This window comes from Lentzea waywayandensis, assembly GCF_900115955.1.
Lineage (GTDB): Bacteria > Actinomycetota > Actinomycetes > Mycobacteriales > Pseudonocardiaceae > Lentzea > Lentzea waywayandensis.
The window spans coordinates 225,109-250,264 of record NZ_FOYL01000013.1; the positions used below are offsets into that span (position 1 = coordinate 225,109).

Genomic DNA, 25,156 nt, shown 5'->3' on the forward strand with positions numbered 1-25,156 from the left:
TAACCCACTCAGGCCGTGAGGGAGTCGCTTCGGGGTGACTCCCTCACGCGGCCAGTGGAGTGAGCTCTAGTCGTACCCGCGAACGTGGCCATCCTCGTCGGCGAGAATTTCGTAGCCATCCATGTTCCGCTCCTCACGTTGGTGTTCGACATCACAAACCGTAGAGCCTCAGCCGCGTCCTGTGGAGTGAATTTACATCGCAACCGGGGTAGTCGCCGGTAACCCAAGGGGGTCGTAGGGGTATCCCCCGACACCTAGCCCACCCGTGACCTCCATCACACACCAAGGCTACAGCATGACTACACACCGCCTATCAAGACGACGGATTTGCCCATGACTATTGCCCGTCATGCCCCATTTGGGGGACAAAACGAGTCATGCGACCGATGCTCACCGTAATCGCCGTGGCGGCAGCCCTGGTCCTCCCAGCGACCCCGGCAGTGGCCACAGACCCCGTCACCAAGGCCGTGGAACTCATGAACTCCTACCGCGCAAAGCACGGCGCGCCGCCTTTCTCCCTCGATTCCGAAGTGTCAAGAACGGCGCAAGAATGGGCCGATCACCTGCACGCGACAAACCGCTTCGAACATCGCCCGGACAACGCCTACGGCGAGAACCTCTACGAGACCGGCGGCCGCAGGGAAATCGATTCCGTGATCGTGAAAGCCCTGGAAGACTGGTACGCCGAATCACGCCGATACGACTACGGCAAAGAGATGACACCGTCGAACGTCGACTACGGCGTCCTGCACTTCACCGCGATGGTCTGGAAGGCGTCGGACCGCGTGGGCGTGGGCCTGACGCAGGGCCGCAACGGCACCTACGTCGTTGTGAACTTCGCCAAGCGCGGCAACACCCTCAACCACTTCACGGCGAACGTCCTCCCACCCACCACCTGATCCCGCGAAGCCGAAGGCGAGCCGTCCTACAGCGAAGCCGAAGGCGAGCCGTCCTACCGCGCGGTCAGGGCGGTGGGGTCCCGTCACGAGTCGCACCACAGCTCTTGCTGCACCTGAGGAGGGGTGTCAAACGGACACGCTTTTCGTCCGTTTGACACCCCTCCTCAGGTGTGGCCCGCTCTTGGTGCGGCTCGTGACGGGACCCCACCGCCAACGCAACTCTCCAAGCAACCGGCGGTCGCCCAACGCAACAGGCGTGCCATCTGCCCGCCCGTGGCGCCCTCCCCCGATCAGATTGCCGGGGGTCTGGGGGCAGAGCCCCCAGGGAAAGCACCCAACACAAGGTCGCCGCCCGCACGCTGACCACCCGGCAAGGTCGCGGCCCGCAAGGTAACCACCCGCAAGCTAGCGGCCCGCAAGGTGACCGCCCGCGAGGCCGTCACCCGCAAGGTGACCACCCGCAAGGCCGCCACCCCGCAACGCAACCACCCCGAAAAGCCGCGCCCCACCCATCAACGCAACCCGGCAGTCTCCGTAACCGCCCTCACCGCCGCCACAACAGCCGAAAACGGCGGCAAAAACGGCCGCCCCCCAGGCGAGTCCCCCAACCACCGAACCCCACCCCCGTCGATCCGCGAGGGCGGCAACGGCACCAGCGTCCCCAGCCGATGGGTCAGCGCCCCACGAGCCCGCAACCGAATCAAGTTCACCTGCGAAGCCTCATCGGCCGATTCAGTGAGGATGAGCCACCGCCCGGCAGCCCCGGAAGCGGACGGCAACACCACCACCGGCCCGCCGAGCATCCGCACGGACAGGTAGTGCTGCACCTCCCCGCCGATCCCGGCCGCCATCTCCACGGCGGACACGGCGTGGTCGGTGGTCAGCAGCAGCCGGTTCTCCGACCGCAGCACGAGCCACCCCCAGCTCGAGTAACGCTCCAGCGCGCCGGAGAAGGTGTCGAGCTGCGGCAGAACTCCGGACGGCAGAACTCCTGACGGCAGTACTCCCTTAGGCGAGTTCATCGATCTCACCCTCACTCTGTTTCAGTACGGTGTAACTCCGATCACACGATTTGACTCTCCGCCGCCATGAACTCACTATCGGGCCGCCATCGGCACACTCGAACGGGGCTGGAGAGCGTGACTCACCTGCGGGAACGGCATGTCACCATGATCGCGCTGGGAGGCGTGATCGGAGCGGGTCTGTTCGTCGGGACGGGCGCCGGCATCGCGCTCGCCGGACCGGCCGTGCTCATCTCATTTGGCCTTGCCGGAATTCTGGCTCTGCTGGTCCTGCGCATGCTCGGAGAAATGGCCGCAGAACATCCGAGCGGCGGCGCGTTCTCGGTGCACGCGGAAAAGGCGATCGGTCCGTGGGCCGGCTTCACGGTCGGCTGGACCTACTGGGCGGCGGTCGGCGTCGTGCTCGCGGTGGAGGCGACCGGCGCGGCCAAGATCGCGTCGGGCTGGGTTCCCGCGGTCCCGCAGTGGGCCTGGGTGCTGATCTTCATGTCGGCGCTCACCGCCGTGAACCTCGCGAACGTTCGCAACTTCGGCGAGTTCGAGTTCTGGTTCGCGGGTCTCAAGGTCGCCGCGATCGTCCTGTTCCTGTTGCTGGGCGCGGCCGCCATCGTCGGGCTGCTGCCGAACGTCGACTCCCCCGGCACGCAGAACCTGCACGACTTCCTGCCCCACGGCTGGGGTGGCGTGATCGCCGGGTTCATGGCGGTGGTGTTCGCGTTCGGCGGCCTGGAGGTCGTCACGATCGCCGCGGCCGACGCCGCAGATCCGAAGCACGCCATCAAGAAGGCCGTCCGCACGTCCATGACGAGGCTGCTGGTGTTCTACCTCGGCTCGATGGCCGTGGTCGTCACGCTCCTGCCGTGGAACGACTCCGAGGTCGGCGCCAGCCCGTACGTCGCGGTGCTCAACCGGCTGGGCATCCCGGCTGCCGGGCAGATCATGAACGTCGTCATCTTCGTGGCTCTGCTGAGCGCCATCAACGCCACGCTCTACGGCGCCGCGCGCATGCTCAGCTCGCTCGCCGAACGCGGCGAGGCACCGAAGGCACTCCTCGCCAAGACGAACGGCGTCCCGCGCAACGCCGTGCTCGCCTCCACGGCGTTCGGTTTCTTCTCCGTGCTCCTCAACTACCTGTGGCCGGACACAGTGTTCCTGCTGCTGCTCAACGCGGTGGGCTCGGCGCTGCTGGTCGTCTGGGGGTTCGTCGCGATCTCCCAGATCCGGCTGCGCCGCACGTACGAGAACCCGGCGGTCCCCATGTGGGGTTATCCGTACCTCTCGTGGGTAGCGCTGGCCGCGATCGCCGGCATCATCGTGCTGATGCTCAGCGACGAGCAGGCCCGCGGCCAGATCCTGTCCACGGGCGTGCTCGTCGCCGTCATCGCCGCGGTCGCGCTCAGCAGGTCAGCCTTGCGGCGGCGAAGTCTCCTCGATCGAACCTGACGCCGTCACCGCCGTCGTTCAGCACCAGGCGCAGGAACTTGGCGCCCTTCAACGACCCCGTCAGCGACACCGCGTCGTCGCGCCACGTCCGCAGCCCGCTGTCGGCGACCTTCGTGCCGTCCGCCCAGACCTCGAAGATCGCCGACCCGAGCTGGTTGACGTCCCGCTCGTCGTCGATGCCGACGTCGGACGAGAACGACGTGCAGCGCCCGCCGAGGTACAGGATCAGCTCGGCGTTGGCGTGCGCGCCGAGCCCCTTCGCGTACGTCTTCCCGTTGATGGTCAACGTCTTGCCGTCACCGCCGAGGTAGCCGCCGTTGGACCGGTCCCGCTCGACCGGCCCGTACCCGCTGCGCTCGGTGGTGAACCCGACGTCGCTGGCCCACACCTCCCCGGACGGCCCGGCGCCGGGCACGAGCACTCCGGCCTCCACCGGCCGCGACAGCTTGCCGTGCCCGACCCAGGTGACGCCCAACGAGCCACGCAACGCATGTGCCCCAGGGGTGACCCCGGCAGGGGGTGTGACCCGCCACTTGCTCTGCACCGACTGCGAGGTCAGCAACACCGCGGCGCGTTCGGAAGAAAGCCTCTCGACCTTCCACCCGGCAGGCGCCACAAAGGAAGTGGAGGCGTTCAGCAGCGGAATCGGCGCCTGGTTGGTCGCGGTCACGGTCGCCACGAACGGCTCCCCGGCCGGCGTGATGGTGCTGGGAATGCCGGGAACCGAGACCGCGACGTCCAGCGACGTGTCGATCGCCGGCTCGTGCCGGTACCAGTCCTGCGACGCCTTCACCCGGAAGATCGCGGTGCCGTGCGGAGGCAACGAGGCCGAGATCTGCCCAGCGGACTGGAAGTTCTTGCCCTGCCACAGATCCCGCACGGTGTACCCGACGCTCGCGGGCAACCCGACCGCACGCGCCGAAGTCGAGATAGTCGCGTTCACCTCGGACTCGTTGAACAGCGCGACCGTCTTGTCCCCGTTGGCCAGGGGCTTCACGAACACCCAGTGCCCGTCCTTCTGGTGGATCACCTTCCCCTGGACGCCCAGCCGGTCCTGGTTGACCGCGATGATCTCCTTGTTGCGCAGGATGTCCAGGTGCTCAGCCGACACCTTGCGCAGGTCCGCGCCGATCAGCAACGGCGCCGCCATGATCGACCACAGCGCGAAGTGGCTCCGGTACTCGACGGTGGTCTGCCGGCCGTTGCCGACCTCCAGCATGTCGGGGTCGTTCCAGTGCCCCGGCCCGGCATAGGCGTCCAGCGGCGCGTTGAGCTTCAGGATCTCCACGGTCTTGGACCAGGTGTCGTTGATGTCACCGGTGGTGCGCCACAGGTGCCCGACGCCCTTGCCCCACTCCCACGGCTTGTTCTGGCCCCACTCGCAGATCGAGTAGACGATCGGGCGGCCGGTCTTCTTCAACGCGTCCCGCATCTTCGTGTAGCGCTCCAGGGCGGGACGGCCCTCGTTGTTGCAGTTGTCGTACTTGAGGTAGTCGACGCCCCAGTCCGCGAACGTCTGCGCGTCGATCTCCTCGTGGTCGAGCGCGCCCGGCATGGTCTTGGCGCAGGTCTGGACACCGGCGCTCGTGTAGATGCCGAACTTGAGGCCGCGCGCGTGGATGTAGTCCGCCAACGCCTTCATGCCGCTGGGAAAGCGGACGGGATGGTGGCGCAGGCGCCCGGTGGCGGGGTCGCGGGTGGCGTCGGCCCAGCAGTCGTCGACGTTGACGTACTGGTAGCCGGCGTCCTTGAGCCCCTTCGTCACGAAGATGTCCGCCATGTCGCGGATCATCTGCTCGTTGATGTCGCAGCCGGTGGTGTTCCAGTTGTTGAACCCCATCGGCGGCGTCAGCGCCAACGTCGGATCCACAGCGGCGGCAGGTGGTGCGGGGACGACCACGGACGCTGCGACCAGCGCCAGCGCGGTGAGCAATGATCTCACTTCGGCTTCTCCAAGGTGATCGCGAAGACGTGCAGGCGTGGCCCGCTCGTCCTGGGCAGAGTGACGGCGGAGAGCTCTCGGGCGGCGTCCAGCTCGACGGACTGGTGGAAGATCGACACCTGCCTGGTCACCGGACCGGACGGCGTGTGCATCAGCGTCGTGGCAACGGGTTCCGACTCACCGAACTGCGGCCGCTGCTGCCAGGCCGTCACCCGGAACCGGGCGGGAACGGCGCCGTCGGCGTACACCACCGCGCCGTCCGCCTCGACGTTGCCGGTGTCGGCGGCCGCGAGCAGGTGCAGCTTCACGTACCTCCCGGCGGGAACGGCGAGTGTCTGTCCATTGGCGACGGTGTTGTTCCTGCTGGCCTCGTCACCGTTGTGGAACTCGAACAGGACGCCGTCGTCGGTGACGGACCCGGTCTGTGGCAGCTGCGCGGCCGGATAGGTGTCGCCCATCCCGTCGAAGTCGCCGTCGCGGCTGGTGAACTCGTTGGACAGCCCGTCGTTGTCGAACGACGCGCTGATGTCCACCGGAACCGCGCTGCCACCGGGCGGCAGCGCGGGCAGCCCCCAACGCCGGCCCGGCGCGGTGATCCGCACCGGCGCGATGGTGAAGTCGCGCTCGCCCTTCGCGTGGATCAGGGCCTCCTGGCCGCGCCGCAACCCCAGCTCGACCACGCCGTCCCGGACGCTCCACCGCGAGCAGCCCCGCACGGTCAGCGGCCCGTCGATGCCCGTGCGCACCCGGCAGGGCTGGCCGGCCTCGCTGAGAATCCGCACGAACCGCGTCCTCCCACCGCGACGCACCGCGCTGACCAGGAACGCGCCCTCGGTGCGGGTGTCGTGGATCGTGACGTCCTGCCAGACCGACGGCACAGCCGGGAAGATCCGGATCAGCCCGCCCCAGCCCTGGATCAGCATGTCCTGCAACGACTTCGCGGCGCTGAGCGGTGTCTCGATCACGGGCCCTGCCTCGAAGTACATGGTGTTGGGCTGCGCGAACCTGGCCACGAACTCGCGCAGGTACCGCAGCGCGTCGTCTCCCCTGGTCATCTGGGCGGCGATCGACGCGGCGCCGGTGAAGGTGAAGCCCCGCAACGACCCCTCGAAGCTCAGCCAGTGCTTCAGCGAGCGGTCGATGAGCTCACGGCGTTCCGGCTGCTCCCAGGTGACCTCGTGCAGCGGGTAGACGGCGAGCAGGTGCGAGTAGTGCCGGTGCGACTTCGCGAACGGCACCCCGGCGCCGATCATGAACCCGCCCGCGTCGACCGGGTACTCGACGAGCTGGTCCAGCACCTCCTGCCAGCGCGTGGCCAGCGGGTCGGAGATCTTGAGGATCTTCGCGGACTCGATGAGCGTGCGGCACGACCAGCGCAGCAACGCGAGGTCGTAGTTGCAGTCCGGTGCGACGCCGTACTCGGGTGAGTAGGTGGGCAGCAGGTGCAGCCTGCCGTCGTCGCCCTTGCGCAGGAAGTGCAGGTAGTAGTTCGTGGATCGGCGCAGCACCGGGAAGACGGTGTCGCGCAGGATCCGCTCGTCCATGCTGTGGCGGTAGTGCAGCCACGCGTTGTGCAGCAACCACGGCAGGTTGCCGATCTCCGGGTCCGGCGAGGGGTGCAGCGGCGAGCCGACGAACCCGGCGTCCTGAAACGTCGGGTCGGTGCTACGCCGCAACCCCATCGAGTCCGCCTGGAACTCGGGCCGCAGCGCGTCGACGAGGATCTGCTGGTGCTGCGAGATCGTGCGCGGGATCGGGTCGAGTTCGAGGTGGTTCGACGCGAGCACGGGCCAGTACTCGAGCTGGGCGTTGAGGTTGAACCAGACCGACGGCCACGGTGTCGGCTCCAGCCACGGCCCGGTGGTGGGCATGATCGGTGCTTCCCTGCGTGCGCCCGACGCGAGCTTGTACAGCTGGATCCAGTAGAAGCTCTGCATCAACGCGTCCGGCACGGACACGAAACTCTTGCGGTAGAAGCGATGCCACCATCTTTGGTGCTGCTGGCGCAGCACTTCCGGTGCCGGCGCCGTGGTGATCGCGGTGTTGACCGCGGCTTCCGCCGTCCTGTCCGGAAAAGAATGTTCCACGGACAGAAGGAGATCCGTGCGACCGTGCCGCTCGCGCGTCCGGTACGCCGTGGCGGTCTGCCCGCCCGCGACCATCTCCTGGGTGACGAGCGTGAGCCCGTTCACGGTGCGGCTGACGGGTTTCGGGTTCAGCGGGAACGTCGCGGGCGGTGGCTCGCGGATCGTGCGCGGGCTCAGCGCGTCGAGTGCCTGGAACTCCAGCTTGACCGCCCGTTCGCCACTCGTGGGACGAACTTCCAGGTGCAGCAACGACTTCTCGGCGTGCACGAACAACTTGATCGCCAGCTCACCGCGATCCGTGACGATCTTGCCGCGCAGCTCGGCGTTCCACAGGTCGAGCCGCAGGTCGACGCCGGTGATCCGGCCGACCGGTGTCAGCAGCAGCCGCCCGACCGGCAGCCGCGCCACGCCCCACTCGTTGCCGAACCGCGGCCGGTGGTCCTGCACCTTCGCGTGGTCCACGGTGAACCGGACGGCGTTCGCGCCCGGCTCGCGGTAGACCGCGGTGGCGAGAAACCCGTTGCCCAGGAACGGTCCCTCGTACCAGGCACGCGGAATCCGTTGCCACACCAGGTCCTGCTCGCCGAGGAACCTCTCCCAGTCGATCCTCGTCGTGTACCCGGAAGTCTCCGCTTCCGCTCCGGCGGGCAACGCCGTGAGCGCCGCCCCCGCCACCACCCCGCCCATGAGCCCGCGCCGCGACAGCTCCACTCCAGCACCCTTCAGGTCCGTTGGCGGCGGCGCCCAAAGATCGGATGTGTACGTCCGACGGCAGCCTAGGTCCGCCAAAGAAGACGGTCAAGACCGGTCAAGCCTCGGATGTAAGCGTTTACCAGAAGTACGCTGGGTCGGCCGCGACCCCTTGGAGGATGCTCATGATCGCGCGTTCCTACCCGTTCGGTCCGGTGGAGGGGCTCGACCTCCACCCGACGTACGCCGAGTTGCGGGCCGAGGAGCCACTCGCCCGCGTCAAACTCCCCTACGGAGAAGAAGGCTGGCTTCTCACGAGATACGACGACGTCCGATTAGCGCTCAGCGACCCGAGGTTCAGCCTCGCGCAGGCAGCCGTGCGGGACACGCCCCGGATGGGCCCGACGCGCATCGGCGCGATCCTGACCGACCTGGACCCGCCGGATCACACCAGGTTGCGCCGCCTGCTCGCGCACGCGTTCACCGTGCGCCGCGTCGAAGGGCTGCGCGCCACCGCGCAACGGGTGGCCGGCGACCTGCTGGACGAGATGGAGAAGGCGGGCCCGCCCGCCGATCTCCTGACCGCGTTCGCGATTCCGTTGCCAGGACTGATGGTCTGCGACCTGCTCGGCGTCCCGTACGACGACCGCGACCACTTCCAGTCGCTCGCCGAGGCGTTCATGTCGACCACGGCGATGACCGACGACGAGAAGCTGTCGAAGCTCGGCGAACTCGCGGGCTACCTCGCGGGTCTCGCCGACCAGCGCCGCGCGCACCAGGAGGACGACCTGATCAGCGCGTTGGTGGTGGCGCAGGAGGAAGGCGACCGGCTCACCGCCGAAGAACTGGTTCAGCTCACGGTGTTGCTGCTCGGCGCGGGCTACGACTCGACCGCGAGCCACATCGTCAACTCGGTCCACACCCTGCTGACGTTCCCCGACCAGGCCGACCTGCTGCGCTCCCAGCCTGAGCTGATGCCCGGCGCCGTCGAGGAGCTGCTGCGGTGGATCCCGGGGCAGGAGATCGCCGACATCCTGCCCCGCTACGCGCTGGAGGACGTCGAACTGAGCGGCGGCACGGTGCGCGCGGGCGAACCCGTGCTGCTCGCCAAGCCCGCGGCCAACCGCGACCCCCGCCAGTTCCCCGACCCCGACCGGTTCGACGTGACGCGCAACGCCAAGGGGCATCTCGCGTTCGGGCACGGGCCGCACCACTGCATCGGCGCACAGCTGGCGCGGATGGACGTGCAGGTGGCGCTGACAGCGCTGCTCGAACGGTTCCCGGATCTGCGCCTGGAAGGTGACGTGAAATGGCGAACCGGCATGGCCATGCGAGGTCCGCTGGCCCTGCCGGTCACGTGGTGACCCGTCCGGGCGACCTAGGCCGACCGGCTCTGCGGAGTCAGCAGTTCGTTGATGGAATCGAGCGAGATCCCGAGCGCACCCGCGAGGGCGGCGATGGTGAAGAACGACGGCGTGGGGGCACGCCCCGTCTCGATCTTGCGCACGGTTTCGGCGGACAGGCCGGCGCGGGCCGCGATCTCGACCATGCTCTCCTCGCCGCGGGCGTCCCGCAGCAACTGACCGAGCCGCCTGCCGCGCTCCCGTTCCAGCGACGTCAGTGGGATGCGCACCATGGGTGCGGATTCTACGCGAATCAGGCGCGCCGGGTGGCGTGAGAAAAGTCCGTTGCGAGGCCGCCCGATCCCGACATAGGTTCGTCTTACACACGAGAGGAGGTGGTCCGAAGTTGTATAGCAACAGGACTCGTGAGGTGGCTGTCCGATAGGACCGCCTTTTGGTGACGCCTTGTCGTAAACCCAGGCAGCCACCCGACCCCCGGACTTCGAGCGCTGGTCCCGCTCGGCCTGTTCACGCAGGAGTCGTCCGGGGGTTGTCCCGTTCTCAGGCCTTCTTCTGCGGCTTCTTCAGCGCCACCAGATCCGCGACGAACGCGTCGAACGCCTCGCTGAAGTTCTCCGCCCGCACGACCGCCGACGGGTGCACCGTCACCCCGACCTGCAGCCCGTCGTGCTCCAGCACCTCGCCGCGGTGCTCGGTCAGCTTGAACGACGGCCCCAGCACCGCCTTCGCCGCCACGGCCCCCAGCACCACCACGAGCCGCGGCTTCACCACGCGGATCTCCTCCCGCAACCACGGGAAGCAGGCCACGACCTGACCTCGCAAAGGCTGCTGATGGATCCTGCGCCTGCCGCGCTCGGTGAACCGGAAGTGCTTCACCGCGTTGGTCAGGTACGTCTTCGAACGGTCGATCCTGGCGGCCTTGAACGCCTTGTCCAGGAGCCGTCCGGCGGGCCCGACGAACACGTGGCCCTCGGTGTCCTCGTGGTCACCGGGGCACTCGCCCACCATCATCAGCCGCGCCGGCACGGGTCCCTCGCCGAACACGGTCTGTGAAGCGTCCTTGTGGAGTTCGCAGCCGTGACACCTCACGGCCGCGGAACGCAAAGCCGCCCAGTCAGCCCCCTCGGGGACGTACTGGGCGGCATCCGCCGTCTTGCCCGCGCTCTTACTTGTCCGAGCGGAAGGCATCCTTGACCTTCTCGCCGGCCTGCTTGATGTCGGCCTTGGCGCGCTCGGCGCGGCCCTCGGCCTGCCACTGCTCGTTGTCCGTGGCGTCGCCGAGGGCTTCCTTCGCACGGCCCTTCAGCTCGTCGGCCTTGTTGCTGAACTTCTCATCGGCACCCATGCTTCCCGGTTACCCCGCGAGCACGGCTCGAAACAGTTGATAAGGTGATCACTCGCGGTTGAGAACCCAGCCGCAAGCCGATGTGACGGCTTGCCCTGGGTGTGCCCGCCCTTCGCAATGCAGCTCCAGAGCCCGTCGTCACACCGGCATGCCGCTGTGACCGTGACGACGCGAAAGGAGCAGGCGGTGTCGTCCGCGAGAATCACCGCCCTGGAGGCCGAGGTGGCGGGGCTGCGCAAAGCCCTGGTGTCCCGGACAGTCATTGGGCAGGCCACAGGCCTGATCGCCGCGCGCAAACCCTGCACACCCCAGCAGGCGTTCCAGCTGCTGGTGCACATATCCCAGCATCACAACATCAAGCTGCACGTCGCCGCCGACCGGCTGGTCATGGCGTTCGTGCACGCGCACCTGGGACGGCCCGTCGAGCCGGCCGACCAGGTGCTGTGGGATCACGTCGACGCGACGACCGCGAACGACTCCGGTGGAAGCGAGGACGGGTTCGCCGAGGAGGTCAGCAGCACGTCTCCCTGAGGTAGCGGGACGGGGGTCGTGCCGAGGTTCACCACCACGCGGATCGTTCCGCGGTGCGCCACGACGCACTCCCCGTCCTGCTCCACCACGAACCTGTCCAACCGCGGATCGGCCAGCTCCGGGCGGGAGCGGCGCAACGCGATCAGGGCGCGATAGGTGTCCAGGACCACGGCGTGGTCGCCTTCACGGGCCTCGTCCCAGCGCAGCCGCGAATTTTCGACGGTCTGCGGCGACATCGGGTCCGGCACGTCGGACTCGCCCCAGCCGTGCCGGGAGAACTCACGCCGCCGGCCCGTCCGAACGGCCTCCGCGAGCTGCGGGTCCGGGAAGGACGCGAAGAACTGCCACGGCGTGGAAGCCGCCCACTCCTCCCCCATGAAGATCATGGGGGTGTAGGGCGAGGTGAGCACGATCGCCGCCGCGCACAGCAGCTTCCCGGTCGACACGGACGCGGGCAGCCGGTCGCCTGTGGCGCGGTTGCCGATCTGGTCGTGGTTCTGCGTGTACGCGAGGAACCGGTAGCCGGGAATCAACGCCGTGTCGACCGGTTTGCCGTGGTGCTTCCCGCGGAACGACGACCACGTGCCGGCGTGGAAGAACACCTTCTCCAGCGTGTTCTTCAACGCTCCAGGCGCCGCGAAGTCCTCGTAGTAGCCGAAGGTCTCGCCGGTCAGCGCGACGTGCAGGCAGTGGTGCAGATCGTCGGACCACTGCGCCTGCAGCCCGTAGCCGCCGCCTTCACGCGCGGTCACGAGCTTGGCGTCGTTCAGGTCGGACTCGGCGATCAACGTGAGCGGCCGGCCGACGGACGCCGACAGCGCGTCCACCTCGACGGCCAGCTCTTCGAGGACGTGGGTCGCGCGGCTGTCCGCCAGCGCGTGCACGGCGTCGAGCCGCAGCCCGTCGACGTGGAAGTCCCGCAGCCACTGCAGCGCGTTGTCGATGACGTACCGGCGCACCTCGTCGGAGCCCGGCCCGTCCAGGTTCAGGCCCGGACCCCAGTCGTTGCGCCCGGCGAAGTACGGCCCGAACTTGTCGAGGTACGCGCCGGACGGCCCGAGGTGGTTGTAGACCACGTCGAGCAGCACGGCGAGTCCTCGGGCGTGAGAGGCGTCCACGAACCGCTTGAACCCGTCCGGCCCGCCGTAGGGGTCATGGACAGCTCCCCACAGCACGCCGTCGTAGCCCCAGCCCTCGACGCCGTCGAAGCTGTTGACCGGCATGACCTCCACGAACGAGATGCCGAGGTCAACCAGGTGGTCGAGCCTGCCGATGGCCGCGTCGAACGTGCCCTCCGGCGTGAACGTGCCGATGTGCAGCTCGTAGATCACGCCGCCCGGCAACGCCCGGCCGGTCCACGCGCTGTCGGTCCACGCGAACTCGTGGGTGTACACACGGGAGGCCTCGTGCACCCCGCCCGGCTGCCACAGCGACCGCGGATCCGGGTACGCCTTGCCCTCGATGACGAACGCGTAGTCCGTCCCGTCGGCGTCGGAGTACCACCAGTCGCCGTCGCGCTTCATCTCGTGGTCGAAGCCGTCGACGCGCACGTGCACCGACTCGGGCGTCGGCGCCCAGACGGAGAAGCTCACTGATCCCCCCGCACCAGCAATGCCACCGGATAGGTGTCGAGCAACGACGCCAGGTCCTCGGTCGCCGGACGCCCGGTGAGGACGTCCGTCCACTTCGCACCCGGCAGCGGCAGAACCGTGTCCTGCCAGCCCTTCTGCTCCAGCGCGACCGGCAGCCGGGTCGCCACCGTGATCACCCCGGACCGTTCGAACGCGAGCACGTGCTCGGCCGCCGGGCCCTCGGCGTGCAGCGGCCGGTAGCCGTGCAGACCGCGTTTGCGCACGTGCAAAGCCTTCTGCACCACGAGAAGCTTCGCCGCGCCCGAGTCGTCGACCTCCGGCAGCCAGCCGGACTCGATGCGCGCCAACAGGTCCCGCCGCACCTCGTAGTCGACGGGCCTGCGGTTGTCCGGGTCGACCAGCGAGAAGTCCCACAGCTCGGTGCCCTGGTACACGTCGGGCACGCCCGGCGCGGTGAGCTGGACCAGCTTCTGCCCCAGCGAGTTCGACCAGCCGGGTGCCTTGATCCGTTCGGCGAACGCCGTGACCTCGGGCTCGTTCAACGCCTTCGCTGGCCACGCGGCCACCTCGGCGTCGAACTCGGCGTTCCGGTCGACCCACGACGTCCTGATCTTGGCCTCGCGGGACGCCTTCTCCAGGTACTGGCCCAGGCGTTCCTCGGTGAGCGGCCACGCGCCGACGAGCGACTGCCACGCCAGGCGGTTCAGCGTCGGCTCGGAGATGCCGTGCTTCGCGCTCATCGCGCTTTCGAACGCCAGGTACTCGTCCGGGATCTCCGCCAGCACGGCCAGCCTGGCGCGCACGTCCTCGGACCGCTTGGTGTCGTGCGTCGACAGCGCGGTCATCGCGTTCGGCTCGGCGGACTCACGCCGGGCCGCGCGCTGGTGGAACTCCTCGACGGGCAGGCCGAACCGGTCCGGCGAGCCGCCGACCTCGTTCAGTGCCACGAAGTTCGTGTACCGGTAGAACGCGGTGTCCTCGGTGCCCTTCGCGACGACCATGCCGGACGTCTGCTGGATCCTGGTCGCCAGCTCACCGTGCGGGTCGGCGCGGACCTGCTCGTCCAACGCCCGCACGGCAGGCGACCTGCTCAGCCTGACCGCGGTCTCCCAGTGGTGCAGGCCTTCCGGCAGGTACGAGCGGTACACCGGGAAGTTGACCATCACCTCGGCGACGGCCGCGCAGGCGTCCTCGAACCCGACGCCCTCGACGAGCCGGGCGATCCGGCGCACCTCGGCCACCAGGATCGAGTCCGCGACCTGCTGCCGGGACGAGTGCTCGACCGAGTGGAAGTCGCCGTCGTAGGCCTCGGTGGGCGCGATGAACACGCCGCAGATCTCGCGCAACGCGTCGTAGCCCGTCGTGCCGTCGACCGGCCAGCTCTGCGGCAGCGACTCGTCCGGCCCGAGGATCTTCTCCACGACCAGCCAGCCGTCGAAGTGCTCGCGCAGCCGCCGGAAGTAGCCGCCGGGATCGGCGAGCCCGTCCGGGTGGTCGACGCGCAACCCCGTGACGCCCCACGACAACACCGCGCGGTGCGTCGCCTCGAACACCTCGGGGTCCTCGACGCGCACCGCCGCGAGTTCGGTGATGTCGAAGAACCGGCGGTAGTTCAGCTCGGTGTTGCCGCGCCGCCAGTTCGCTTTCAGGTAGTGCTCGTGGACCTCGTCCTCGGCGTCCTCTCCGAGCACCGGCAGCAGCACCTTGCCGGTCGACCAGTCGATGTCGAAGTACCGCGCGTACTTCGACTCCTGGCCGTGTTCGAGAACGTCCTCCCACCACGGGTTCGGCACGACCATGTGGTTCGGCACGATGTCGACCACCAGCCCGAGGTCCTGCTTGTCGAGCTGTTCCTGGAGCGCCACCCGTCCCTCGTCGCCGCCCAGTTCGGGCCGCGCGCGGGTCGGGTCCACGACGTCGTAGCCGTGCGTCGACCCCTCCCGCGCGTCGAGCATCGGCGACGCGTACAGCGCGCCGATCCCCAGGCGCGCCAGGTAGTCCGCGATACCGGCGGCGTCGGCGAAGGTGAAGGACGGGGTGAACTGAACGCGGTACGTCGAGGACGGTGCGCCCATCAGCCCACCCGCTGCAGCACGACGAGCGACCGCGCGGTCAGCGACAGCTGCCCGGACGCGGCGATCGGCTTCTCGTTGCCGCCGACCTCGCCGGTCGTGGTGTCCACGACGACCCTCCACTCAGGACCGTACTCGGGATCGGGCAACGTGACCTGGATGTCCTCGTAGTGCGCGTTGAACGCCATCAGGAACGAGTCGTCGACCACCCGCATGCCGCGCGAGTCCAGGTCGGGAATGCCCTCACCGTTGAGGAAGACGGTGATGCACTTGCCGAGGTCGTCCTCCCAGTTCTGCTCGGTCATCTCCTCACCGGCCGGCGTGAACCAGGCGATGTCGCGCAGTTCCTCGCCCTTGCGGATCGGCCTGCCCGCGAAGAAGCGCTTGCGCCGGAACACCGGGTGCGCCTTGCGGAACGCGGCGAGCGCCGAGGTGAACTCGTTCAGCTCGGAGTTGGCCTCCAGCAACGACCAGTCGACCCACGAGACCTCGTTGTCCTGGCAGTACGCGTTGTTGTTGCCGTTCTGCGTACGCCCGAACTCGTCGCCGTTCACGATCATCGGCACACCCTGCGACAACAACATCGTCGCCATCAGGTTCCGCCGCTGCCGCCGCCGGAGCGTGAGGACTTCCTCGTCGTCGGTCGGCCCCTCGACGCCGCAGTTCCACGAACGGTTGTGGTCCTCGCCGTCGCGGTTGTCCTCGCCGTTGGCCTCGTTGTGCTTGTCGTTGTACGACACCAGGTCGTTGAGCGTGAAGCCGTCGTGGGCCGTCACGAAGTTGATCGACGCGTACGGCCGCCGACCGTCGTCCTGGTAGAGGTCGCTGCTGCCGGTGATGCGCGACGCGAACTCGCCCATCGTCGCCGGCTCACCACGCCAGAAGTCGCGGACCGTGTCACGGAACTTGCCGTTCCACTCCGTCCACAGTGGAGGGAAGTTGCCGACCTGGTACCCACCGGGCCCGACGTCCCACGGCTCCGCGATCAGCTTGACCTGCGACACCACCGGGTCCTGCTGCACGACCTCGAAGAACGTCGCCAGCCGGTCCACGTCGTAGAACTCGCGCGCCAGCGTCGCCGCCAGGTCGAACCGGAAGCCGTCGACGTGCATCTCGGTGACCCAGTACCGCAGCGAGTCCATGATGAGCTGCAACGTGTGCGGTGAGCGCACGTTCAGCGAGTTACCGGTGCCCGTGTAGTCCGTGTAGTACTGCGGGTCGTCGTCCTCAAGCCGGTAGTACGACTCGTTGTCGATCCCGCGCATCGACAACGTCGGCCCGAGGTGGTTGCCCTCCGCCGTGTGGTTGTAGACGACGTCGAGAATCACCTCGATCCCCGCCTGGTGCATGGCGCGGACCATGCCCTTGAACTCCTGCACCTGGTTCAGCGGCAACGCCGAGTAACCGTCGTGCGGCGCGAAGAACCCGATGGTGTTGTAACCCCAGTAGTTGTTCAAACGCCGCTCGGCCAGCGTGTGATCGCTGATGAACTGGTGCACCGGCATCAGCTCGACGGCCGTGACCCCGAGCTTGGTCAGGTGGTCGATCATCACCGGATGCGCGAGCCCCGCGTAGGTGCCCCGCAGCCGCGGCGGGATCTCGGGGTGGTCGATGGTGAGCCCGCGAACGTGCGCCTCGTAGATGACGCTCTCGTTGTACGGCGTCCTGGGCAGCCTGTCGTTCGTCCAGTCGAAGAACGGGTTCACCACCACGGACTTCGGCACGTGAGGAGCGGAGTCCTCGTCGTTGCGCTCGTCCGGCGACCCGAACTTGTACCCGTACAGGGCCTCGTCCCACGCCAGGCCGTTCGAGATGGCCTTGGCGTACGGGTCGATCAGCAGCTTGTTGGGGTTGCACCGGAGGCCTCGGGAGGGGTCGTGCGGCCCGTGCACGCGGTACCCGTACCGCTGCCCTGGGCCGACGCCCAGCAGGTAGCCGTGGTGGACGAAACCGTCCACCTCCGGCAGCCTCACGCGTGTCTCCGTGCCGTCCTCGTCGAAGAGGCAGAGCTCGACGTACTCCGCGACTTCGGAGAACAGGGCGAAGTTCGTGCCCACGCCGTCGTAGCCGGCGCCAAGCGGGTAGGGCCTTCCAGGCCAGGGTCGCACAATGCTCCTCGTCACGAGAGACTAGCTACCGACAGACCATATCCGTGCGACAACGTCGTGGCATCACGTCGTAGTGACCGGCAGGTCAGGTCCTCGTCTGATCCGGTTGCCCGGTGCGGGGTGGACGTTTCAAGGGCCACCAGCCCACGCGACGTGGGTCTTCCGGTCGGCTCCGCGTCCGTTCGAGCCTTGCGACTCCAGGTCTCCAGCCTCTCCGGTACCTGTTGTGCGTCTTGTCACCAACGAGGTGAGGTCGTGCGCGGCGTTGAGATCGCGGCCGACCCGCGGCCCGCGGCGAAACACCCGGACGTGCAGCGGACGCTCGGCTTTCACCACGCCACAGTCCGAGCAGGTCTTCGACGACGGGTACCAACGGTCGGCCACGACCAGACAACTACCCCGCCACCGCGTCTTGTACGCCGGTTGCCGCCGAATCTCTCCGAATCCGGTGTCGGCGATCGCCCGCACGGCGTTTCGACTCGAACCCTGGAAACCGCATCGCGCGTCCCGCGCGGGGTCGGACCAGTTTCGCACCGCGGGCAGCGACCACCGCAAAACCGGCGTCAGGCCCAAGTCGACCGCGAACCAAGCGGCACCGAGGCGCGCGGACGATGCCCGCGCCTGGGCCGGGGTCGGGGTCGGGTCCAATGCGAACCGGTACGCCTGGTGGACGATCACACCCGAACCCTGCGAGCGAGCACTGACAGTTCCGGGCTCGCTACAGCAAGGTCCTCACGAGAGTGGGAGCGGCTTGATTCGATCGTGTGATCGTCACCCATCGGCGACTACCGGACGCAGTCACACTCCTTCGTGCGCCAGCACCAACTGGCCGCGGGCAGCGGTCAGCAACGTGCGGGCTTCCTGGATCTCCGCGTACTTCAGGTGTTCACAAGCGGCCTCCGCGCACGCCAGCGCGTACTGCAGGGCGGTGTTGTCGTCGACGGGGCCTGCGTCCCGCAGCGCGTCACGCAGGGATTCCTCCGCGCGCCGTGCCCCGACCACCGGGTCGCCGAGCGCGGTGGGCCTCACCGAAGCGAGGACCTGCTCGACTGCCAGTTCAAGCACGCCGGTCGATGTCCGCGTGCCCACGGCTGAGCTCATTTGGTACGCCACCTCCAAGAACGTTCGTCTTCCGCCGTCCGGTGACGGCCTTACAGTACTCCCCAGGTCTATGACCTGCTGTTACGCAAAAGTTTCATCTTCCGCGGTTGCGCAGTGGCCGGGTGACTTCCCGGACTCGTGGAAAGAAATCATCCAATGCCACCGGCAGGGGAATTCTCCAGTTCGGGTGCTCGTCGATCGTGCCCGGCACGTTGGGCTGCCGGGTTTCCCGCAGAGCGTCCTGAGGTGAAGTCAGGACCAACGCGCAGGGGGCCTGCGCGAGCAGTTCGTGGGCGCCTTCGACCCTGTCCGCCGTCTTGATGCCCTCCTGCCTCATCAACGCGTCGAAGTCGGGGCCGTCGGGGCCCGCGAAGAACGTCGCCGCGGTCGGCAGGTCGTGCGTGGAGATGCTGGCCATCTGGTTCGGGTTCCACTGCGACGGCGGGATCAGCGGGTGCCCCTCGGCGTAGTAGTCGCGCTGGAAGTAGAGGACGGCGCTGGTCAGCATGCCGTTCTCCTGCAACGTCTTCGTGACGACCGGCTCGACCGTGCCGAGGTCCTCGCCGACCACGACGGCGCCGGCCCGGTACGCCTCCAGCGCGAGCACGCCGAGCATGGCGTCGGAGTCGTAGTGAACGTACGTGCCGCGCGACGGCGGCTCGCCCGGCGGGATCCACCAGAGCCGCCAGAGGCCGGCGACGTGGTCGATGCGGATGCCGTCGGCGTGCTGGAGGACGCTGCGCAGCACCTGCCGGAACGGCCGGTAGCCGGTCTCGGCGAGCTTGTCCGGGCGCCACGGCGGCAGGCCCCAGCCCTGGCCGTCCGCGCTGAACGCGTCGGGTGGCGCGCCGACCGTGACGTCGATGGCGAACACCTCGGGGTCCGCGAACGTGTCCGCGCCGCCGGGGTCGACGCCCACCGGGAGGTCGTGGATGACGCCGATGGCCATGCCCGCCTCGTGCGCGGCGAGCCGGACGTCCTGGAGCTGACGTGTGCAGAGGTGCTGGAGCCAGGCGTAGAACCCGACCCGTTCGGCCGGCGGCTCGGCCCGGTCCGCGGGCCACGTGCGCCAGTCCTTGCCGTGGATCTCGGCGAGCGCGCAGTACGTGGCGAACTTCTCCAGCTCGGCGTCCATCTCGACGTCGCCGCCGGGGAAGAGCAGCTCCAGGGCCTGCTTCTTGGCGTCCCAGATCTCGTCGTAGTCGATCAGCTCGTGGTTGCTGGGCCTGAGGTCGCGGATGAGCTGGCGGGTGCGCGGGCAGGCCTGAAGGAACTCGGCCGTGTCGGTGACGCGCAGGTACAGCGGGTTCGCGAACCGGCGGCTGGTCGGCGAGTACGGCGAGCGCTCGACGGGATGCGTCGGCGACGGCGCCTGCACGGGGTTGACGAGCACGACGCCGGCGTCGAGTTCGAGGCTGCTCCGGCGGGCGATCGTGGCGAGGTCGGCGAAGTCGCCCATCCCCCACGACTCGTTCGACCGCGCGGCGTAGAGCTGGAGCATCCAGCCCCAGGTGTGCGGGACGTCCGGCAGCGTCCTGGGCGCGACGGCGAGCGTGACGGTCTGGTCCTCGGTCACGACGCGATGCCAGCCGAGCGGAACGGAGTCCGGCACGTGCCGTTCGACGGCGAACGAGGTGCCGTCCTCGAGCTCGATGGTCGCGGGGCCGCGAAGGTCGTACGTCTCGTACTCGCGGATGACGATCGTGGGCGGGAGCTTCTGCTCGGCCCGCAGCCGTTCGATCTCGGCGAGCGCGCGGGCGACGGAGTCCTCAGTGGACGCGTCGACGCCGAACTGGGCGAGGACCTTGACGACGACCTCGCGATCGACCACGACCTCTTGCTGGTCCGCGTTTTCGTACCGTGTGGCAACGCCCCAAGCGTCCGCCAGCCGCGCCACCAACTCCTCCACAGGTACAAGCTATGTCATAGCCCGGTCCGCATTACCAGAGCAAATGGTCCCTGGTCACCCGATGGGTGCAGGCCGGTCGAGACACCTACGCAGAGATGCATTTACTTAGACATCCGATGCTTCACCTGGAATAGCCACGACCGCCTCGACCTCGACCAGGAAATCGGGGCCGAACAAAGCCGCCACCTGAACCAGCGTGCTGGCAGGGTTGGGCACTTCTCCCAGCGCGGGCCGCAGAATCTCGTCCCGCACGTCACGAATGGTCTGAACCTCCGACGCATCAAGCACGAACCAGGTGAACTTGATGACATCCGACCAGTCGGCGCCGAGATTTCTGATGACGTGATGAAGATTGCTGAGGGCCTGCCGCGTCTGCGCCGCGAGGTCGTCCACGCCGACCGCGCACCCCTGCGCGTCCACCGCCACCTGACCGGAGACGAACGCGAGCGTGCCGGTGACCGTCACCGCGTGGGCGTAGCCGGGCGTCGTCGGCAGGCCGGGCAGTTCGGTCAGGCGTTCCTGGGCGGGCATGGCGCCACCCTACTCAGGCGGCCGGCCCGCTGGAGTTGCGCACGACCAGCCGCACCGGGTGCTCCGCCGGTTCGATCTCGCCACCCCTGATCAGCGTGAACAGGTCGGCGACCGCCCGCTCCCCCTGCTGTTTCGCCGCCCCCTCGACGGCGGTCAGCCCGACCACGCGGGTGAGCTCCTGCCCGTCCAGCGACACGATCGACACCTCGTCCGGCACCGCGCGCCCGTCCCGCTGCATGCGCAGGAAGATCCCGACCGCCGCGGCGCCGTTCGAGCTGATCACCGCGGTCGGCAGCCGTTCGCCGTCGAGCAGCACGTCGACCACCTGCTCGCCGCCGTCGACGGTCGGCGAGCACCACACCGTCCACTCGGGACGAACCTCGAGCCCTGCGGCGACCAGGATCTCGTCGTAGGACTCGTCCACGCCGTCGGCCAGCACCAGGGCCACCTCGCGATGCCCGAGAGCCTGCAGGTGGGACACGGCGGTCCGCAGCGCGTAGCGGAGATCGGTGTCGTCGACCGTGACGTGCGGGACCTCCAACGACTCCAGCGCGACCTGTTCCGAAGAGGACAGCGACATCGACAGCAGCAGCACACCGTCCACCCGGCGCCCCAGCGGCAGCTCGTCGAAGAACTTCGCGCGCGCGTCCGCGTCACCCAGGACGTAGAGCAGCACGTCGTACCCGGCCTGCCGCAACGCGCCCTCCGCGCCCGCCAGCACGGGACTGACCTCGGACGTCAGCACGGCGATCGCGTACCGGCGTCCACCGGCCAAAGAGGAGGCGTCGCGGGCGATCGCGTACTTCATCCGGCGCGCGACGTCGCTCACGTGCTGCCTGGTCGCCTCGGACACGCCCGGTTCGCCTCGCAGCGCACGCGATACGGTCGCAGCGGACACCCCTGCGGCCTTGGCCACGTCGGACATGCTGGTCACGGCCCGAGCGTATTGGAGATCCATGAAGCCCGGCGACCTCGCCCCCGACTTCACGCTGCCCGACCAGGACGGCACCGACCGCAAGCTGTCGACGCTGCTCGAGGACGGCCCGGTCGTGCTCTTCTTCTACCCCGCGGCGATGACGTCCGGGTGCACCGCGCAGAGCTGTCACTTCCGCGACCTCGCCAAGGAGTTCGAAGAGGCCGGAGCCCAGCGCGTCGGGATCTCGATGGACGACGTGGCGAAGCAGAAGGAGTTCGCCGAGCTGAACGGCTTCGACTACCCGCTGCTCGCCGACGTCGGTGGCGACGTCGCGGAGCAGTACGGCGTGCGGCGCCGGTTCGGGCCGATCCCGGTCAAGCGGCACACGTTCGTCATCGGCGCCGGCCGCGAGATCATCGAGGTGGTCAAGAGCGAGTTCTCGATGAACGCGCACGCGGACAAGGCGCTGGCGGCACTGCGTGAGCGAGCCGTTCGGTAGACGGCCGCCCGTCACGTTCGGTTGCTCTGCAACCGGACGTGCGGCTAGCCGATGATCCCGGCGAGAGCGGTCTCGTACTCCTTCGCCTGGGTCGGCGTCAGCTGCTTCGACACCCGGACCAGCACACCACCCGTGACGTAGTCGTACTCGACGAGCAACGGAGTCTGCTTGCCAATGGACTGGATGTAATCCATGCGTGCCTTGGCCGCGGCCTCGTCGGCGAACACCTCGACCCCTCCACCTCGCAGGGTGTCGTTCTCCTTGGTGATCGCCACCAGTCCCTCGACCGCGACACGGGTATCGGTGAACGCGGTCTTGGACGTGTAGCCGTTCGGTCGTCCGAGCTGCTTGTTCGGATCGTCTTCGGCGGTGAAGACCTTGGTCAGCTTCAGACTGGGGATCTTCTGAGCCAGTGCGTTGGTGACTTCTTCGGCGGTCTTGGGCGTCGCGGGCTTGTTCTCCGCCTGGATCACCGGAGTGTTGGTCGAGCCGGTCGGGCTGCTGGTCGACGGCGAGCCGCACGCGGTGAGCAGAGTGGTGGCGAGGATGCCGGCGGCAATGCGATACATGCGACGTCCTTCGTCCTGCGAAGGACAGCCGTTACGAGGCGCTCAGGAGTCGGTGATCGTCAGAACGCCGTAGGGCCCGGACGCCTTGCCCTCGCGGACAGTCGTGCCGTCGATCGTGTACTTCCCGTGCACCTCGGCGCCGTCCGGGCCCGCGACCACCACGAGCATCACGGACTCGGCCGCGGGACCGGCGGGCACCTCGACGGTGCGCGTCCACGGCAGCGTCACGCTCGCCTCGTTGTGGATGGACGCGCCGACCGTCGCGGTGACGTTGAACGCCTTGCCGGTGCCGGTCACCTCGAACACGACGGTCCGGGTGGCCGGTGCGGGCGACTCGACGGGTTCCAGCGGAACCTCGGTGCCCGTCGAGGAGCTGTCCGAGGAGCTGAAGGTGCGCTCCAGCATGGTCGTCACGTGGTTGCCGAACGCGAGTGCGCCCGCGACCACCAGCACCGTGATCAGCAACAGCACCCAGGGCCACTTCGACGACCTGGGCGGCTCGTGCAGCGGTGGTGCGATGCCGTATTCGGGCGGTTGGTGCGCCATGGAGTCCCCCTGCCCAGGGAGTCGATCTCGCGACTCCCGCCGTTACCGCCACTGGGACGCGGTGCAGCGCCAGAAGGATCCGCGTCGGCCGGATCAGCCCGCCCGCACCGCACCGGCCGGCGCGAGCTGTTCGACGTGGTCGGCGCTGAGCGGGCCGGCGTCGTGCCGCCGGTACTCCGCCGCGAGTTCGCGGGCCCGCAGCCGGAACGTCCCGCCGTCCAGCACCTGGCGCACGGCCGCCTTGATCGCCTTCTCCGACGGCGTCGAGGTGCGCAGGTTCAGCCCGGCGCCGGACCGTTCGACACGGGCGGCGACCTCGGGCTTGTCCTCTGTCGTGCCCGCCACGACCAGCGGGACGCCCTGGGCCAGCGCGAGTTGCACACCGCCGAGCCCGCCGTTGGTGACCATCGCGGCGAGTTCGGGCAGCAGCCGGTCGTAGGGCAGGAACGGCGCGGTGAAGACGTTGGCGGGCAACGGGCCCACGTCGTGCGCGCCGGTGCTGGCGACGACCGTGACGTTCTCGTCGGCCAGAGCGCGGATCGTGGGCAGCACGAGCTGTCCGAGGTCCATGTCCGCGACCGTGCCCTGGGTGACGTGCACGATCGGGCGTCCGGCGGTCATCATGCGCTCCCACCAGTCCGGCAGCGCGGTCGCCGGGGCCGGGTCGACCAGCGCGCCGACGAACTTCACCTGCGGCGGCATGAAGGCGCGCGGGTGTTCCAGGCCGGCGATGCCGTTCTGCAGGTGCAGGTGCTCCGACACGCTCGCGAGCTGGCGTTCGCCCTCGGGCAGGCCGAGTCCGGCGAGAATCCGGTCGCGGTGGTCGAACACGGGCTTGAACACCACGTTGTCCAGCAGCCCGCGCACGGCCGCGTACCTCAGCCGCGCCACCAAGCCGGTCCGATGCCGCAGACCAGGTCCGAACGGCGGCACGTCCGGCGCGGGCAGCATCATCGGCGTGACACCGACGCTGACGGCGCGGGGCCCGCCGAGCTGTTCGAGCACGGTCGCGCCGACGTACGCGGCGTCGTGCACGACGAGGTCGGCCGGGCGTTCTGCCAGCACCCGTCGCAGGTCGGCGACCTGCGCGGGGATCGGGTCCAGGAACACCGCGGTCATGTCGTGGCGCAGCTTCGCGATGCCCTTGAGCCTGGTGCGTTCGGGGAACAGCTCGTCGACGTTGCGGCCCTGGTGGTCGATCGACGGGTCCATCGCGACGAACTCCGCGCCGGTGGCGGCGATCCTGTCCGCGAACACCTCGCCGGTGCACCAGCGGACGTGGTGGCCGCGCTCGGTCAGCGTGCGGGCGATGGGCAGCAACGGCGCGACGTGACCGGGTACGGGCATGGTCGCGAACAAGAGGCTCAGACGGGGCACGGCGGTAGTCGATCAGATCGCGCTTAACGCGCCCTAATTCGTCATCTCAATCCGGCCAGCACGAAGTCCGCGATCTCCCCGGCCAGCACGGCAGGCGTCTTCTGGCCGTCCGGCCGGAACCACATGGGCAGCTGGTTGACCACGCCCAGCGCGATCCGCACGACGGTGTCCGCGGGCACGACGGAGCTGAACTCGCCGTCCGCCTGCCCCTTCTCCACGACCGCGAGGAACGTCTCGTGGTAGCGGCGGCGTTCGGCCCGGAAGTCGGTCATCCGGTCCTCGCCGAGCCGGTGCAGCTCGCGGACGAACACCGCCGTCTCGTCGACCCGTTCGGCCGTCGAGGTGACGAGCGACGCCAGGATCTCGCGCACCGTCTCGCCCGCGGGCAGGCCGAGGCCGATGATCCGGTCCATGTCGGCGGACTGGGACGTGATCAGCAGCCGGTAGATCTCGAAGAGCAGGTCGTCCTTCGCCCGGAAGTAGTGGTAGAGCGCGCCCTTGGTCACCTGGGCGGCCGTGACGATCTCCTGCACCGATGTCGCGTCGTAGCCCTGCGACGCGAACAGGCGCACGGCCGCGTCGATGATCTTCTGCTCGGTCGCGCCAGGCATCG

General features: G+C 68.6%; 23 protein-coding genes. 5 read left to right on the forward strand and 18 right to left on the reverse strand.

What is annotated here, in order from left to right; all coding sequences use genetic code 11:
* Positions 1-404: 404 nt before the first annotated feature.
* Entirely contained in the window at positions 405-899 is a 495-nt protein-coding gene (locus BM417_RS37405; protein WP_177320819.1) for a CAP family protein, read from the forward strand.
* A 512-nt stretch (positions 900-1,411) separates the two neighbouring features.
* Here the strand turns inward: BM417_RS37405 and BM417_RS37410 are convergent.
* Positions 1,412-1,921, reverse strand: coding sequence for a hypothetical protein (locus BM417_RS37410; RefSeq protein WP_093604321.1), 510 nt, complete (start codon positions 1,919-1,921; stop codon positions 1,412-1,414).
* A gap of 117 nt (positions 1,922-2,038) precedes the next feature.
* Between BM417_RS37410 and BM417_RS37415 the strand changes: the two genes are divergently transcribed.
* A complete protein-coding gene (locus BM417_RS37415) occupies positions 2,039-3,364 on the forward strand; it encodes an amino acid permease (protein ID WP_245822483.1) in 1,326 nt (441 codons plus the stop codon).
* Here the strand turns inward: BM417_RS37415 and BM417_RS37420 are convergent.
* A complete protein-coding gene (locus tag BM417_RS37420; protein WP_245822485.1) occupies positions 3,318-5,306 on the reverse strand; it encodes an NPCBM/NEW2 domain-containing protein in 1,989 nt (662 codons plus the stop codon). The genes BM417_RS37415 and BM417_RS37420 overlap by 47 nt on opposite strands.
* Positions 5,303-8,104, reverse strand: a complete 2,802-nt coding sequence (locus BM417_RS37425) for a glycosyl hydrolase family 95 catalytic domain-containing protein (RefSeq protein ID WP_093604325.1) — start codon at positions 8,102-8,104, stop codon at positions 5,303-5,305. Before BM417_RS37425 ends, BM417_RS37420 begins: the two co-directional genes overlap by 4 nt.
* 164 nt (positions 8,105-8,268) lie before the next feature.
* Here BM417_RS37425 and BM417_RS37430 point away from each other — a divergent pair, with 164 nt between their 5' ends.
* The gene (locus BM417_RS37430) at positions 8,269-9,447 is read left to right on the forward strand and encodes a cytochrome P450 (protein ID WP_093604327.1); all 1,179 of its coding nucleotides are present in this window, start codon (positions 8,269-8,271) and stop codon (positions 9,445-9,447) included.
* 14 nt (positions 9,448-9,461) lie between these two features.
* Here BM417_RS37430 and BM417_RS37435 read toward each other — a convergent pair whose 3' ends face one another.
* From BM417_RS37435 to BM417_RS37445, 3 genes are all read right to left on the reverse strand, one after another.
* Entirely contained in the window at positions 9,462-9,719 is a 258-nt protein-coding gene (locus tag BM417_RS37435; RefSeq protein WP_030479084.1) for a helix-turn-helix domain-containing protein, read from the reverse strand.
* Positions 9,720-9,987: 268 nt separating this feature from the next.
* Positions 9,988-10,635: a UdgX family uracil-DNA binding protein gene (locus BM417_RS37440; protein WP_093604329.1), complete on the reverse strand. Its 648-nt coding sequence runs from the start codon at positions 10,633-10,635 to the stop codon at positions 9,988-9,990.
* Positions 10,613-10,792 (reverse strand): CsbD family protein, encoded by a 180-nt coding sequence (locus BM417_RS37445; RefSeq protein WP_093604331.1) that lies wholly within the window; start codon positions 10,790-10,792, stop codon positions 10,613-10,615. The genes BM417_RS37440 and BM417_RS37445 overlap by 23 nt, the downstream gene beginning before the upstream one ends.
* Before the next feature lie 186 nt (positions 10,793-10,978).
* On the opposite strand from BM417_RS37445, the gene BM417_RS37450 reads away from it, so the two are divergent.
* Positions 10,979-11,323 carry an ANTAR domain-containing protein gene (locus tag BM417_RS37450; protein WP_245822486.1) on the forward strand — a complete coding sequence of 115 codons (345 nt, stop codon included), beginning with the start codon at positions 10,979-10,981 and terminating at the stop codon, positions 11,321-11,323.
* Here the strand turns inward: BM417_RS37450 and treZ are convergent.
* From treZ to BM417_RS37490, 8 genes are all read right to left on the reverse strand, one after another.
* Positions 11,242-12,915 carry a malto-oligosyltrehalose trehalohydrolase gene (treZ, locus tag BM417_RS37455; RefSeq protein WP_093604335.1) on the reverse strand — a complete coding sequence of 558 codons (1,674 nt, stop codon included), beginning with the start codon at positions 12,913-12,915 and terminating at the stop codon, positions 11,242-11,244. The genes BM417_RS37450 and treZ overlap by 82 nt on opposite strands.
* Positions 12,912-14,990: a malto-oligosyltrehalose synthase gene (gene treY / locus BM417_RS37460; protein ID WP_093604337.1), complete on the reverse strand. Its 2,079-nt coding sequence runs from the start codon at positions 14,988-14,990 to the stop codon at positions 12,912-12,914. The genes treZ and treY overlap by 4 nt, the downstream gene beginning before the upstream one ends.
* Positions 14,990-17,095: a glycogen debranching protein GlgX gene (gene glgX / locus BM417_RS37465; protein WP_093604339.1), complete on the reverse strand. Its 2,106-nt coding sequence runs from the start codon at positions 17,093-17,095 to the stop codon at positions 14,990-14,992. The genes treY and glgX overlap by 1 nt, the downstream gene beginning before the upstream one ends.
* A gap of 129 nt (positions 17,096-17,224) precedes the next feature.
* Positions 17,225-17,773 carry a zinc ribbon domain-containing protein gene (locus BM417_RS50155; protein WP_093604341.1) on the reverse strand — a complete coding sequence of 183 codons (549 nt, stop codon included), beginning with the start codon at positions 17,771-17,773 and terminating at the stop codon, positions 17,225-17,227.
* Between the two features lie 120 nt (positions 17,774-17,893).
* Positions 17,894-18,196: a hypothetical protein gene (locus tag BM417_RS37475; protein ID WP_093604343.1), complete on the reverse strand. Its 303-nt coding sequence runs from the start codon at positions 18,194-18,196 to the stop codon at positions 17,894-17,896.
* Positions 18,197-18,290: 94 nt separating this feature from the next.
* Positions 18,291-20,105 (reverse strand): 4-alpha-glucanotransferase, encoded by a 1,815-nt coding sequence (locus BM417_RS37480; protein WP_093604345.1) that lies wholly within the window; start codon positions 20,103-20,105, stop codon positions 18,291-18,293.
* A gap of 105 nt (positions 20,106-20,210) precedes the next feature.
* Positions 20,211-20,636: a RidA family protein gene (locus BM417_RS37485; RefSeq protein ID WP_093604347.1), complete on the reverse strand. Its 426-nt coding sequence runs from the start codon at positions 20,634-20,636 to the stop codon at positions 20,211-20,213.
* A 13-nt stretch (positions 20,637-20,649) separates the two neighbouring features.
* Positions 20,650-21,561: a LacI family DNA-binding transcriptional regulator gene (locus BM417_RS37490; RefSeq protein WP_093604349.1), complete on the reverse strand. Its 912-nt coding sequence runs from the start codon at positions 21,559-21,561 to the stop codon at positions 20,650-20,652.
* Positions 21,562-21,592: 31 nt separating this feature from the next.
* Here BM417_RS37490 and BM417_RS37495 point away from each other — a divergent pair, with 31 nt between their 5' ends.
* Positions 21,593-22,051 carry a peroxiredoxin gene (locus BM417_RS37495; RefSeq protein WP_093604351.1) on the forward strand — a complete coding sequence of 153 codons (459 nt, stop codon included), beginning with the start codon at positions 21,593-21,595 and terminating at the stop codon, positions 22,049-22,051.
* A 44-nt stretch (positions 22,052-22,095) separates the two neighbouring features.
* Here the strand turns inward: BM417_RS37495 and BM417_RS37500 are convergent, their stop codons facing one another.
* The 4 genes from BM417_RS37500 to BM417_RS37515 all read right to left on the reverse strand — a co-directional run bounded on the left by BM417_RS37500 (position 22,096) and on the right by BM417_RS37515 (position 25,154).
* A complete protein-coding gene (locus tag BM417_RS37500; protein ID WP_093604353.1) occupies positions 22,096-22,620 on the reverse strand; it encodes a hypothetical protein in 525 nt (174 codons plus the stop codon).
* Between the two features lie 42 nt (positions 22,621-22,662).
* Positions 22,663-23,166, reverse strand: a complete 504-nt coding sequence (locus BM417_RS37505; RefSeq protein ID WP_093604355.1) for an MmpS family transport accessory protein — start codon at positions 23,164-23,166, stop codon at positions 22,663-22,665.
* Positions 23,167-23,259: 93 nt separating this feature from the next.
* On the reverse strand, positions 23,260-24,543 hold the full coding sequence (locus BM417_RS37510) for a glycosyltransferase (protein WP_143138971.1): 1,284 nt from the start codon (positions 24,541-24,543) through the stop codon (positions 23,260-23,262).
* A 41-nt stretch (positions 24,544-24,584) separates the two neighbouring features.
* Positions 24,585-25,154, reverse strand: a complete 570-nt coding sequence (locus BM417_RS37515; RefSeq protein ID WP_093604359.1) for a TetR/AcrR family transcriptional regulator — start codon at positions 25,152-25,154, stop codon at positions 24,585-24,587.
* Between the last annotated feature and the right edge of the window lie 2 nt (positions 25,155-25,156).